Below are 13,132 nucleotides of genomic sequence, written 5' to 3' on the forward strand. Positions count from 1 at the left end.
CAATAGGTCGTTACACTCATCGTGTTCCAAACAGGATAGAACAGTAGATGCTAAGCAAAAAAGAAAAAATTGCTTATGGTTTGGGTGATACGGCCAGCAATATCATTTTTCAAACGGTCATGTTGTTTTTGACGTTTTTTTATACCGATATTTTTGGTATTTCTCCCGCAGTAGTCGGTACTTTGTTCTTGGTGGTACGTATTGTTGATGCGGTGACCGATCCTTTGATGGGCGCGCTAGCCGATCGTACCCAAAGCCGTTTTGGGCAATATCGTCCCTATTTGCTGTATTTAGCGTTGCCTTTTGGGTTAATCAGTGTGTTAGCCTTTACTACGCCTGATCTTAGCCCGCAGGGTAAAGTATGGTATGCCTTTATTACTTACACCTTACTCATGTTAGCGTACACCGCTATTAATATTCCTTATTCGGCGTTGGGTGGTGCTTTAACCGCTGATCCTAGCGAGCGGGTATCGGTGCAATCGTATCGGTTTGTATTTGGTATGTTGGGAGGCTTGTTAGTCACCGCCTGTACCTTGCCATTGGTATCGTGGTTTGGACAGGGGGATCAGGCTAAAGGCTATCAACTGACTATTGCCGCCATGAGTGTTCTGGGGGTAGTTCTGTTTGTATTATGCTTTTTAGGCACGCGTGAACGGGTGGCTGTACCGGCGGCGCAGCAACTTACCCTGAAAAGTAGCCTGCAAGCCTTATGGCAAAACGAGGCATGGCGCATACTGAGTGTTGCCGCATTGGTATTGTTAACGGGTATGGTATTACGAAATACCTTAGCCATTTATTACGTTAAATACTATTTGCAACAAGACGATTTTGTGACCACTTTTATGACTATCGGTATGCTAGGGAATATTTTAGGCTGTGCCTGTGCGCAGTTTGTTGCGGCCCGAGTTGATAAAGTGAATGCCTACATCACCTTGCAATTAATTGCGGCATTATTGTGTGCTGTCAGTTTTTGGGTGCCGCCTGATCAACTGTGGCTAGCCACCTTTATGCACTTTGCATGGAGCTTCTTTTTGCAAATGGCGACGCCAATGTTGTGGGCCAAGATGGCGGATGTGGTTGATTACGGTCAGTGGAAAAATGGTATTCGTATTACTGGGTTAGTCTATTCGTCAGTGGTATTTTTTATTAAATTAGGATTGGCTGTAGGCGGAGCCGTCGCCGGTTGGTTGCTTGCGTGGTATCAATATCAACCAGGCATAGTGCAAGCAGCTGAGACACAGTATGGCATATTATTATGTTTTACCTTATTGCCCGCAGTGGGTTCGGTGTTAGTGGCATTGATTATGAGCCGTTATCCGCTCACACAGCAACGTGTGCAGCAAATTGCACAGGATCTTAATTCACAGCAGGCAAAAGCCTAAGTAATGTTGTTTGGCGATCTGACAAGGATTTAATGATACACATGGCAACTATTTATGAAGTATCAAAACTGGCGGGGGTATCGCTCGCCACCGTATCGAGGGTGATGAATAATAATACGCCCGTAAGAGAGTCAACGCGAAAAAAAGTGCTAGCCGCCATGGAGCAGTTGGGGTATAGGCCAAATAGCATTGCGCAATCTTTAGCGTCTAATTGTTCCAATAGTGTGGGTATTTTGGTATCGGAGTTACACGGTCCATTTTATGGGGCTATGCTAACGGGTATCGAAGCTGAGTTTCGGGCGGCTGGCAAGCACGTTATTATTGCGGCAGGTCACAGTGAATTAGCGACCGAGCAAGAAGGCATCGAGTTTTTACAAAGCCGCAGTTGCGATGCCTTAATTTTGCACGTAGAAGCTGTTTCAGATGATTATCTGATTAAGTTGGCGCAAACAGACACCCCCTTTGTGTTGCTAAATCGGCAAATTCCGGCGCTTGCTGATCGCTGTATCAGTTTAAATAACGAGCTAGGTGGATACTTGGCAACACAGCACTTATTAGCGCAAGGTCATCGTGATATTGCCTACATTGCTGGGCCAATGTGGAAAACCGATGCAAAAGAACGCTATCAGGGCCATCAACGCGCCTTGGCCGATTATCAACTTGTTGCAAATCCCGCATTATTTTTTGAAGGGGATTTCCGTGAAACTGGCGGTAGTAAAGGCTTATCCGCCATTTTAGCAACGGGATTACCTTTTACCGCATTAGTGTGCGGTAATGATGAAATGGCTTCAGGCGCCTTAACAGCAGCCCGTGAATTGGGATTATCTGTCCCCGACAGTTTTTCGGTAGTGGGGTTTGATAACGTGAATTTTGCGTATTACACCTATCCTAAGCTGTCGACCATTGATTATCCGATCAGTGCCATGGGGCAAATGGCTGCACGGTGGGTGTTACGAGAGGTGTATCGTAGCGCTACCGTTGAGGTGCAGCAGTTGTTTGAACCGCATTTCATTCCGCGCGATTCAGTTAAAGCGTGTTCACCAACATAATGATTGTTGGCGAACACGGTGAGACGTGCTTTTACAAGTAAACCTGTGTAACGGTGCTTCGTTAGCTTGCGCTCGGTTTATAACGTGCTAACCAATGCGCATAAGGCGCTGGTAATACCCAGGCTGGGTTATCGATTTGTAACTGCTGGGCGGCAACGTAGCTCCAGTGCGGATTCGCTAAATGCGCCCGACCAATCATGACCAAATCCATTTGACCACTGGCCACCGCATTTTCGGCTAATTGCGGTGTATCAATACCCCAAGATGAGGCGACCGGTAACTCGGCTTGCTGTTTAACTTGCTGGGCAATCGGGCCTAAGAAAGCTGGGCCCCACGGAATAGTCGTTTCGGCAATGGTAAAGCCAACACTAACGCTCAGCATATCCAGCCCTTGCGCTTTCATTTGCCGCGTAAGCTCGATCGATTCTTGCAGTGTTTCTTCATCGTTGCCATCAAACTCAATGACACCAAAACGGGCGGTCAAGGGTAAATGCGCTGGCCAAACGGCGCGCACGGCGGCTAAGGTTTCCAGCATAAACCGGCTGCGGCCAGCCAAGTCACCGCCGTATTCGTCGGTACGCTGGTTACTATGTTTGGAGAAAAAGCTTTGTGCCAGATAGCCATGGGCAAAGTGTAATTCTAACCATTCAAAACCGGCCGCCAGTGCCCGTTTTGCTGCCGCCACATAATCGGCTTGCACGCGCTTGATATCGTCGATGGTCATGGCGCGTGGTACTTTGGGTAAATGGTGGCCAAAGGCAACGGCCGATGGCGCGATAGTTTGCCAGCCAAGCTTATCGTCAGCAGCAATATGATCATCACCTTCCCAAGGCTTGTTTGCACTGGCTTTACGGCCAGCATGGGCAAGCTGAATACCCGGTACACTGCCTGCATCTTTGATGGCTTTAGCAATGGCCGCCATGCCCGCTTGTTGCTCATCTCGCCACAATCCAGTACAGCCTGGGGTAATACGTCCTTCTGGGGCTACACCGGTGGCTTCGACAACCACTAATCCGGCACCACCGCGGGCCAGTGACGTGTAATGGGCTAAATGCCAATCGGTGGTAAAGCCATCGATGGCACTATACTGACACATAGGGGGAATGGCGATGCGGTTACGTAAGGTGACGCTTTTTAATTGAAAGGGGCTAAATAAAGCACTCATTATCTTTCCTGTTATAAAGGGTAAAAGGCACGATTGACCTTCGGCTGAAAAAGCATGCGTTAATTCTAAAGTAGTTAAGGTATAATAAAAATACATATAAACTTATGTAATCCATAAATTATCATTATGACCAATCTTAGCTGGCTACAAAGTCTACAAGCCATCGCGCGTACTGGCAGTTTTACAAGGGCGGCAGAGCAATTAGGGCTAACCCAAGCTGCAGTCAGTCAACATATCCGGCAGTTAGAAGATCACTATGGCAGCGTGGTATTACGCTCGGCACGGCCATTGGCCTTAACGCCAACAGGCCAGTTATTACTCAGCTATGCTGATGAAATCACCGCAGCAAACGACTGTCTTAAACAACGCTTGCAAGCTAACGACAGTTTGCAAGGCGATGTGGGTTTAGTAACACCGGGGAGTAGTGGATTATTGCTCTATGCCGATTTACTGGCGTTACAGCTAAATCAGCCCGGTTTAATTATTCGGCACCGCTTTGCGCCGGGTGCCGAAGTACAACAGGCGGTACTGGATAATAGTTATCAGATAGGGCTGTTAACCTTTAAACCTGAAGATCCACGTTTACAGGCTGAGGAAATTGCCGAAGAGCCATTAGAATTGGTCTATCCAGCGGGCTATCAGATCCGGCAGTGGCAAGACTTGCAACAGTTAGGCTTTATTAATCACCCCGATGGCAAAGCCATGGCGACCCGTTTGCTAAGCCGGCATTTCCCGGGCAACCCTGGCGTAGCAACATTGCCTTGCAAGGGGTATAGCAATCAGGTGAGTTTGTTATTACAACCTGTCGCGCTGGGGTTAGGCTTTACCGTGGTACCCCGTTATGCGCGGCAAGCGTTCGCAGCACAAGATAAGATTGCGGTATTACAATGCGGTCAGCCAGTAATCGACACTTTATGGGCAATTTATCGTGCCGAATGGCCGCTAAATGCCCGGTGCCGCCTAGTCCTGGAACGGATCCGTCGAACGCTTAACACAGCTGCTGCCAGTCAAACTCGCTAAAACAGCGAATTTTATAATCGGCAATGGCAAATTTGCTGTGTTGCCATTCATGCTCTGCTGGAATGGCGACGACCGTCATCCCAGCGGCTTTGGCAGCGCTCACCCCTGCAAACGAGTCTTCAAATACTAAGCAATGCTCCGGCTTTACACCTAATTTATTGGCAGCCAGCAAATAAATATCAGGGGCAGGTTTACCCTGTTTTACCAGTTCCAAATGGCAAAGCGCGTGAAAATAATGCCGGATTTGCAAGCGCTCAAGGGTGGTGTCGAGCAGTAGCTGCGGGGAATTAGTGGCCACTGCCATCTTTAGTTGGCGCTGTTTATTATCAGCCAGTAGGGTCAATAAGCCTTTTTTAGGTTCGCCGCTGTTCGCCACACCCGAAGCAACAAAGTCGATAATCTGCTGATGCACTTGCAGTGGGCTAAGTGTAGGCCAGGGTTGATGCTGATACCAATGATTAATAACCGTAGCAGTGGTTAAGCCGGTACTTTGTAGCAGAGGCGGTTTGTTAAAGTCGATGCCTAAACCGCCTAAAATATGCTGTTCGGCCTGATGCCAAAGGGGTTCAGAATCGATCAGCACGCCGTCCATATCAAAAATGACTGCCTGAAACACGGTTATACTCCTGTTATTAACATTATTGCAGCAATACGCCTAAAAGCAGGCTATGCTAACGTTTCAACTTAAGCGCATTCAATCGAAATGCCTTGAACCTATGCCTGTTTATGTTGAAGCCTTTACCTCAGGCATGGTGCTCTAAAGCACCTTATCGGAAATTAATGCAAAGGAGAATTGGGTATGTGGTTGAAGTACGTGATTTTTATCGCGGGGCTAAGTGTTAGCCTACCTGTAATGGCACAGTGTAGTTTTAGATTAGCCGACGGTAAATTGTTGCGCTGTGGCATGGCCAGTATTGAGGTCATAGAGCGTGTAGGGCAACCGTTATTACGCGAACAACGCACGCTGGGTGTGAGCACCAATGCGATTGAACGGGGGCAAACGGTTGAAGTGTGGTCTTATAAGGTAAAAGCAGATGTTGGCGGTGAGTTTTTACTGAGCATTGAGCTCACTGACGGTAAAGTCACCACCCTGGATCGCAAGCAACAAGGGCGTCTTTAAAGCCAGCCTTTTTGCCGCGCAAGGCGTGCGGCATCAATGCGGTTCGCCGCGTTAAGTTTGCTTATGGCTTCCGACAAGTAATTGCGGGCTGTGCCTTCGGCAATATAGAGCGTCGCGGCAATTTCGCTGGTGCTCTTGCCCTCAGCGGCCAAACGTAATGCCTGCCGCTCTTTCTCAGTGAGGGGATCTTGCTCCCCCAGCGAATTGAGTAACAGTTCGCTGTCGACAACCTTTTTTCCTGCCATCACCTGCTGCATCGCCTGTACCAACTGCGCTACCGGCGCATCTTTTAATAAAAAGCCGCCGACGCCAGCATCCATCGCCCGTTTTACATAGCCAGCGCGGCCAAAGGTAGTAATAATCACCACCTTGGTCGGCAGCTTTTGCTGTTGAACATGTTGCGCCAGTTCAATACCGCTGGCGCCAGGCATTTCGATATCGGTGAGCAGTAAGTCGAAGGGGTGTTGCTTGAGGAGCTTTAGCGCGACAGCGCCATCGGCCGCTTCGATAACCTGCATGTCGGTTTCTAAGCGCAATAAACTGGCGAGCGCCGTACGTACCATAGCCTGATCTTCAGCCAGTAGAATATTCATAGCGGCTCCTTTAGTGGTAAATCAATAATGGCTTGAAAGCCCTGATTTTGTTGTAAGGTTAAATGCGCGCCAATAGCCGACAAGCGTTCGCGCAAACCAGTTAAGCCATTACCTTCTTTACACTCTGCTCCCTTACCATTGTCGGTTAATTCCAACTGTAAGTGCTTATCATCACTAATAAAATGTAACTGGCAACTGTCGCCCTGGCTATGACGCATAACATTTGTGATCAGCTCGGTCAATGCTAGAACCAGGGCTGTTTCGCGACGGCTATCCAGTTGTGGGATCTCGCCGTAAAGTTCCACCTGAAACCCCGCATCGCGCAAGCGCGACAGCAGTTTCGCGACTTCTGTGGTTAACCCCTGATGTTTAAAACCAGAGACGCTTTGCCGCACCTGGCTTAGTGCATCGCGGGCAATAGTGCTAAGTTCGCTTAGTTGCTGCTGTGCCGCCTCGGCTTGCTGGCGTGCCAGCAATTTTTCCGCTAAATCGGCTTTCAAGATAATGCTTGATAAGGTGTGGCCTAAAATATCGTGTAAATCGCGACCAATGCGTTCACGTTCTACAATGGTAGCGAGCTGTTTAATTTCATCAGCGCTTTGTCGTTCCTGACGTAATCGTAATTGCCGCTGTTGCTCAACTCTGCCCAGTAAGCTGACGCCTATTACAACAGGCACACCCAGCAATAAAAAGTATGGCCAGAGAATAAGATCCGTTATATCCAGCGTGATCAGGATGGCGCAAAGCGCAGCCATCAGTAATAGATAACGCCGCAATTTATAGGCAAAGCCAATAAAAAATCCGGCAAAGCTGAACATGCTGATGGCTCCGGGGTTAATGGGAGCAACTAGGGTTGCAATCACCATCATACCTAATATTGGCCAATGCATTTGTGTGCTGCTTTGTCGGTAGGCCGCAAAGTAGCAGTACAAAAAACTGATTAGCGCCACCAACATGGCCGCGTAATGCCATAGCTGGTAAGGGACAAATAGCAAAGGCGCCAAGAAAAGCGTTAGATTTAACAGATAAACCCAGCTCATTTTTTGTTCCAAACGCAGGTTCATTTGCTCACTCCTGACGAAAATTGGCTTGTGGTGTTGCTTAAGCGATGCCAGCGTAGCTCTAAAACCAGTATGCTCAGTGCATAGATTAGCACAATCCCTATTGGGATCAGCACCATACTCTGTTCAGGGAAAAGCACCCAACACGCCGTGCACAGTAGAGTGCGGACTACTGCGTGGAAAATGCCTATCCAATGTTGAATAATCCAGCCCAGTGGTAACCACATTAACCCGCTCAGTACACCCACGGTAAAGGGTAAGGAGCGATAATCAGCCAGGAAATAGGGTATCGCGATGGCATAAACTAACAGCGACATGGCAACACCATGCAAAAACAGCTTATCGAAGACATTTTTGGGTTGTTGACTAAAGCGGATGGTCTCACCGGTAAAGCGTGCTATCAGCATGCCTAAATAAACGATACTGCCAGTACCAATAAAAATGGCCAGAGTTGCTTGGTAAGGCGAGAGTAACCAGCCGGTAAAGGCCAAGGTTAGCCAAACCAGTAAGCCGCTGAGTGGCATTGCTAAAAAACGTCTTTCAGAAAAAATTTTACGTTGTTGTTCCAAGGTGAATGTGTGCATTTTGACTTACTCCTGTTGGTTGAGTAAGGCCAGTATGCGTTCTTGATCATTTAGTCGTCAGTGTCGACTGTCAGGGTTTTTATATGACAAACGTCATAACTGTTTAGACGTTTTAAGGGGTTGCGGCAAAATGCTCTCAACTATTTATCCAGCTGCGTTTGTAAATGTGAAAGGGTGAGCAGTGAATTTGACGCTAAGCCAGCGCTTAGTTACAGTGCTATGACAAAGCGGCAAAATAATAACAATTACTATGCAAACCGCAAAACCCAGCTATGTCTTAAGCATCGATTTTGGCACCCAAAGTGTGCGCGCTATTATTGTTGATGATCGTGGCAATATTATTGCTAAAGGTCAGCAATTGCTACCTGCCTATCAATCATCAGAGCCGGGGTATGCTGAACTTCCCGCAGACAGCTATTGGCACGCCCTTACACAAGCTTGTGCCAGCTTATGGCAGCAAAGCCCAGTTGCGCCAGTCGCCCTTAGTGCGGTAACGCTGACAACGCAGCGCGGCACCGTTTTATGCCTAGATCAGCAGAAGCAGCCATTGAGGCCAGCCATTATTTGGTTAGATCAGCGAGAGGCTAGGGTATTGCCGAGGTTGGGGATTTGGCGTGCCTTGTTTCGAACCGTCGGCGTGACTGCAATGGTCGAGCGCTTTCAGCGTCGCGCCCCGTCAAATTGGTTGGCAGAGCATGAACCACAGCAGTGGCAAAATACCGCACATTATATGTTACTGTCTGGCTATTTGACCCTGCAACTCACCGGTGAGCTGGTCGATTGCAGCGCCGCGCAGGTGGGGTATTTACCGTTTGATTTTCAACAGCAGCATTGGGCAAGTCAGTTTAGCTGGAAATGGCGGGCATTATCGCTTAAGTCTAGCCAGCTGGTGCCCCTAAAGCCACCTGGCGCAGAGCTGGGTAAGATCACTGCACAGGCAGCCTCTGACTTGGGATTACCGGCAGGTTTACCTCTGATTGCTGCCGGCTCAGATAAAGCTTGTGAAGTGCTGGGATGTGGCGGTTTAACACCTCAAACCGGCTGTATTAGCTATGGTACAACCGCAACCATTAGCACCGCTAACCGGCGCTATATTGAGCCCGGCCCTTGGTTACCAGCCTATCCCGCTGCGCAGCCCGGCTTTTACACATCAGAGGTGATGATTTATCGCGGTTTTTGGTTGGTAAGCTGGTTTAAAGAGCAATTTGGTTTGCAAGAGCAGCAGGAAGCCGCGGTATTGGGCATAGCGCCAGAACAGTTGTTTGATGAGCTGTTAAACGCCGTGCCACCTGGCAGTATGGGGTTAATGCTACAACCTTATTGGTCACCCGGTATTCGCGAGCCGGGGCCAGAGGCTAAAGGTGCGATGATTGGCTTTGGTGATGTGCACCAGCGTGCGCATGTTTATCGTGCGTTAATTGAAGGCATAGCCTACGCCTTACAAGAGGGGCGGCAGCGGTTAGAGCGGCGTAATGGGGTTAAAATGCAGTGCCTGCGAGTATCGGGGGGCGGTTCGCAAAGTGCGCAAATTTTGCAGCTGACGGCGAATGTGTTTAACCTGCCGGTAGAAAGGCCTCATACGAGTGAGACTTCTGCCTTGGGGGCGGCGATCAGTGCCATGGTAGGCTTAGGGCGTTTTGCCAACTATGCCGAGGCGTTGGCCGCCATGAGTCATCTCGGCGAACGTTTTCTGCCAGAGCCTGCTGTTGCTGCGCAATATCAACGCTTATATCGCGAGGTATACTTAAAGATGTACCGGCAGTTAAAGCCGTTGTATCAAAAAATTCGGGAGATTACGGGGTATCCGCGTTAAGACGCCACAGTACCCGCAAAGTATTCAGTGCCGAAAACTGCCAGACAAGACGGCAAGTCTGGTTATACTTGGCCGGAAAACCAACAGGAATGCAGAATGCCAGATCCGTTGTTAACTCCAGGACTAAATGTCTCATCAACGCTTGAGCTGTACCTGTCATATCGGCCACCTTATGCTTGGCAGCCACTACGGGACTTTTTGCGGCAGCGGCAAATAGCTGAATTAGAATGGAGTGGTGACGATTACTATGGCCGCACCTTTCGTTATCAGCAGGCGGTAGGCGCTTTTACGCTGTACCATCAGCCGCAGCAGTATCGTTTTCGGCTGGAGTTACAACTTGATAAGCTCGCTATGCTACAGCCGGTATTACAAAATATTCGTCGTATTTTCGATTTGGATGTGGATATCACTCAGGTTGAGCAAGATTTAGCGCCGCAGCTTGCGCAATTAAGCAGTACGGTGACCGGGCTGCGTTTACCGGGGCTCTGGGATCCGTTTGAAGCGGGTGTCAGGGCTATTCTTGGGCAGCAGGTTACGGTTAGCGCCGCACATCAGCTAGTGCAGCAACTGGTGCAGCAATTAGGCGATCAGGTTGCCGGACAGCGCTTGTTTCCTACACCGCAGGCTATTGCCGACAGTGAGCTGACGTTTTTAAAGATGCCGCAGGCGCGGCGTGATACCTTGCGCGGTTTTAGTCGCTATATGCAAAACAGCGAACAAGCAGACGATATCGATGCCTGGCAGAAGCTAAAAGGCATAGGTCCCTGGACCTGTCATTACGCCCGTATGCGCGGACTGAGTGATCCTGATATTTGGCTGGCGGGTGACGCTGGCGTGAAAAATGCGTTAAAGCAGGGGGCTATCAGTTTTAGCGCAGAGGCTGGCCGACCGTGGCGCAGCTATTTAACCTTGCAGCTATGGCAGTTATTGGCCGCTACGGCTAAGCCAACGACGCCAAAGATAAGCGCTGCTCAAAGTAATGTACTGGAGAATCACTAATGCTGTATTACAATTACCTGGCCAGTCCACTGGGATTAGTTGAAGTGGCTGCCTCTGAACAAGGCCTGGTTGCTGTTACGTTTTGCGATATACCGCGCCAGCCAGTGCAGCCGCAGCACTTCGCCCAGGAAGCAAAACAACAACTTATCGCCTATTTTGCGCAAGAACTTCGTGAATTCGACCTACCACTAGCCGCTACGGGCACGGTATTTCAGCAGCAGGTTTGGCAGGCATTAACCTCAGTACCTTATGGTCAAACCGCCAGTTATGGCGATATTGCTAAAGCCATTAATAACCCTAAGGGGGTTCGGGCGGTAGGGTTGGCCAATGGCAAAAATCCGATTGCGATTATTGTACCCTGCCATCGTATTATTGGGGCGAATGGTACCCTAACCGGTTATGCCGGCGGGCTAGATAAAAAAGCCTGGTTGCTGGCGCATGAAGGGGCAGCGTTTCGCTAGCAACGGCGTATTTTTTAAACCTCACTCGCCCAATGATGCACGAATGAGGTTATGGCGTATTTTTTGCGGTTAAGGCGTTTTGCTGGCGCATCTTTCTCAAGTTTATGCTGTTCGTGGTGTCAGCCATTTTTGTTGTAATTGCTTAGCCACAATACGTAAAATCAGCGCTACCAGTAATAAGGACGCCGCCAATTCCAGCCAGCTTGGCAATACCGAATGCTGATGCTGCATGGCGCCTTGTACCGAGATATCAAAGTAATTTAGTGCCACATCCAACAGCCAGCCAAAAAACACTGACATCACGATCACGCCAAATAAATACGCCCCCAGCGCGCGTTTGCCCAGCTCTTTATAGACGACGCTAATGGTCGCAATATTGGTAGCCGGGCCAGCTTGCATAAACACCAACGCGGCGCCCGGCGATATCCCCATCAGCATTAATGCAGCCGCTATCGGGGTTGATGCGGTAGCGCAGACATACATGGGCACTGAAATCAGTACCATTAACAGCATCATCCAAATACTGCTGCCGTATTGGGCTAAGGCATCCATAGGCACCAGCGTTTGCACTAAGGCCGCAAAAAATAAACCAATTAATAGCCACAGATAAAAATCGCTTAATAGCTTGCCGGTGCTATATGCCAAGCCCGATTTTGCTTGTTGCAAAAAGCTGGGTTTGGTATTGGCCGCGGCCGCAGTTGACTTGCTCGGGCAGCAGCTGGCTTTTGCTGCGACAACCTCGGCTTTAGCTGGCGCTTTGCTCGGGCAACATGCTGCAACTGCGGGCTCGACAGCTGCTGCTGTAGCGGTTTTACTGGGGCAGCAGCTAGTTTTAGCGGTTGCAACCTCGGCTTCGGCTTGCGCTTTAGTCGGGCAACACGCTGCCGCTACAGGCTCTGCAGGCGTTGTTATAACGGCTTTACTGGCGCAGCAGCTTTTGGCGGGTGCAGTCTCAGCTTTTGTATCGCTCGAAAGGCTAGTATTTGTCACAGTATGCTCGGTACGTCCCACTAACAGGCCAGAAACAATAGCGCTGCTAATGGCTGCTAACGGTCGCACTATGGCCATTAACGGGCCCAGTAACACATAAGACACTGAGATAGAGTCTACTCCGGTTTCTGGCGTGGCACTTAAAAACGCCACTGTTGCTCCCTTGCTGGCACCACCGCGGCGTAATTGCATGGCTGCCGGAATCACGCCACAACTACACAAGGGTAAAGGCGCGCCAAATAAGGCGCCTTTAATAACGGGTTTAACCCCATCACCGCCCAGTTGTTTTTGCAGCCAGTCCATTGGGATCCAGGTTTTCATAATGGCCGCGACCAACAGCCCCACCAATAACCAGGGCGCGGATAGCACAAAGAGTTGCCAGAAATTCTCAATAAAGCTTAACATTTTGCACACTCCTGCTTGGATAGATGATGCTCGGCCTGAACGGGTTGGCCTTGTTCCAAAGCGGTTAGAATAGAGCACTCCGTAGCGCTAATACTGCCACCACAACAGGCTTGATCTAATTGTTCAAGCGCCTGATAAAAGCGTTGTAGTTCACTGATCTGCATCGCTATTTCGGCCATTTTATGTTGAACTTTGTCTTTCACATCGCTGCATTGCCACTGGCTTTTGTTATCTTCAATTTGCAGCAATTCACGAATTTGCTGCAGGCTAAAACCGACACTTTTGGCCCGTAAAATAAAGCTAAGGCGTTGGCTATCTGCGCTGTTATATAAACGGTAACCACTCTCAGAGCGGGCGTTGGGTGTTAATAACTGCTGCTTTTCATAAAAACGGATGGTATCAACACTTACCCCATGCTGTTTTACTAAATCGCCAATTTTCATGGTATTACTCCGGTTAATCAGCAAACGTGAATACGATTAAGAAGAGT

The 13,132-nt window shown here is 49.2% G+C and carries 14 protein-coding genes; 7 read left to right on the plus strand and 7 right to left on the minus strand.

Annotated elements, in window-relative coordinates:
- The first annotated feature begins 47 nt into the window (after window positions 1-47).
- The gene (locus tag IE070_RS11570; protein WP_189483354.1) at window positions 48-1,382 is read left to right on the plus strand and encodes a glycoside-pentoside-hexuronide (GPH):cation symporter; all 1,335 of its coding nucleotides are present in this window, start codon (window positions 48-50) and stop codon (window positions 1,380-1,382) included.
- Between the two features lie 41 nt (window positions 1,383-1,423).
- Complete coding sequence (locus IE070_RS11575; protein WP_189483355.1) at window positions 1,424-2,431, plus strand: LacI family DNA-binding transcriptional regulator; 1,008 nt, start codon at window positions 1,424-1,426, stop codon at window positions 2,429-2,431.
- A gap of 61 nt (window positions 2,432-2,492) precedes the next feature.
- On the opposite strand, the gene IE070_RS11580 is transcribed toward IE070_RS11575, so the two are convergent.
- Window positions 2,493-3,596 (minus strand): NADH:flavin oxidoreductase/NADH oxidase, encoded by a 1,104-nt coding sequence (locus IE070_RS11580; protein WP_189483356.1) that lies wholly within the window; start codon window positions 3,594-3,596, stop codon window positions 2,493-2,495.
- 126 nt (window positions 3,597-3,722) lie between these two features.
- On the opposite strand from IE070_RS11580, the gene IE070_RS11585 reads away from it, so the two are divergent.
- Window positions 3,723-4,616, plus strand: a complete 894-nt coding sequence (locus IE070_RS11585; protein ID WP_189483357.1) for a LysR family transcriptional regulator — start codon at window positions 3,723-3,725, stop codon at window positions 4,614-4,616.
- Here the strand turns inward: IE070_RS11585 and hxpB are convergent.
- The gene (gene hxpB, locus IE070_RS11590) at window positions 4,585-5,232 is read right to left on the minus strand and encodes a hexitol phosphatase HxpB (protein WP_189483358.1); all 648 of its coding nucleotides are present in this window, start codon (window positions 5,230-5,232) and stop codon (window positions 4,585-4,587) included. The genes IE070_RS11585 and hxpB overlap by 32 nt on opposite strands.
- Before the next feature lie 183 nt (window positions 5,233-5,415).
- On the opposite strand from hxpB, the gene IE070_RS11595 reads away from it, so the two are divergent.
- Window positions 5,416-5,736: a DUF2845 domain-containing protein gene (locus IE070_RS11595; protein WP_189483359.1), complete on the plus strand. Its 321-nt coding sequence runs from the start codon at window positions 5,416-5,418 to the stop codon at window positions 5,734-5,736.
- Here the strand turns inward: IE070_RS11595 and IE070_RS11600 are convergent.
- The 3 genes from IE070_RS11600 to IE070_RS11610 are packed head-to-tail and all read right to left on the minus strand — an operon-like array spanning window position 5,733 to window position 7,974.
- Window positions 5,733-6,329: a response regulator transcription factor gene (locus IE070_RS11600; protein WP_189483360.1), complete on the minus strand. Its 597-nt coding sequence runs from the start codon at window positions 6,327-6,329 to the stop codon at window positions 5,733-5,735. The genes IE070_RS11595 and IE070_RS11600 overlap by 4 nt on opposite strands.
- Window positions 6,326-7,393: a sensor histidine kinase gene (locus IE070_RS11605; RefSeq protein ID WP_189483361.1), complete on the minus strand. Its 1,068-nt coding sequence runs from the start codon at window positions 7,391-7,393 to the stop codon at window positions 6,326-6,328. Before IE070_RS11605 ends, IE070_RS11600 begins: the two co-directional genes overlap by 4 nt.
- Complete coding sequence (locus tag IE070_RS11610; protein WP_189483362.1) at window positions 7,390-7,974, minus strand: DUF7010 family protein; 585 nt, start codon at window positions 7,972-7,974, stop codon at window positions 7,390-7,392. The genes IE070_RS11605 and IE070_RS11610 overlap by 4 nt, the downstream gene beginning before the upstream one ends.
- Before the next feature lie 250 nt (window positions 7,975-8,224).
- On the opposite strand from IE070_RS11610, the gene IE070_RS11615 reads away from it, so the two are divergent.
- The 3 genes from IE070_RS11615 to IE070_RS11625 all read left to right on the plus strand — a co-directional run bounded on the left by IE070_RS11615 (window position 8,225) and on the right by IE070_RS11625 (window position 11,247).
- Entirely contained in the window at window positions 8,225-9,787 is a 1,563-nt protein-coding gene (locus IE070_RS11615; protein WP_189483363.1) for an FGGY-family carbohydrate kinase, read from the plus strand.
- 96 nt (window positions 9,788-9,883) lie between these two features.
- A complete protein-coding gene (locus IE070_RS11620) occupies window positions 9,884-10,786 on the plus strand; it encodes an AlkA N-terminal domain-containing protein (protein WP_189483364.1) in 903 nt (300 codons plus the stop codon).
- Between the two features lie 2 nt (window positions 10,787-10,788).
- On the plus strand, window positions 10,789-11,247 hold the full coding sequence (locus IE070_RS11625; RefSeq protein ID WP_373296978.1) for a methylated-DNA--[protein]-cysteine S-methyltransferase: 459 nt from the start codon (window positions 10,789-10,791) through the stop codon (window positions 11,245-11,247).
- A 102-nt stretch (window positions 11,248-11,349) separates the two neighbouring features.
- Here the strand turns inward: IE070_RS11625 and IE070_RS11630 are convergent, their stop codons facing one another.
- A complete protein-coding gene (locus tag IE070_RS11630) occupies window positions 11,350-12,642 on the minus strand; it encodes an SO_0444 family Cu/Zn efflux transporter (protein ID WP_189483366.1) in 1,293 nt (430 codons plus the stop codon).
- Window positions 12,636-13,085 (minus strand): Zn(2+)-responsive transcriptional regulator, encoded by a 450-nt coding sequence (zntR, locus tag IE070_RS11635; protein WP_189483367.1) that lies wholly within the window; start codon window positions 13,083-13,085, stop codon window positions 12,636-12,638. The genes IE070_RS11630 and zntR overlap by 7 nt, the downstream gene beginning before the upstream one ends.
- Between the last annotated feature and the right edge of the window lie 47 nt (window positions 13,086-13,132).

Origin of the sequence: Alishewanella tabrizica (assembly GCF_014652375.1) — a bacterium.
GTDB classification, from domain to species: domain Bacteria; phylum Pseudomonadota; class Gammaproteobacteria; order Enterobacterales; family Alteromonadaceae; genus Alishewanella; species Alishewanella tabrizica.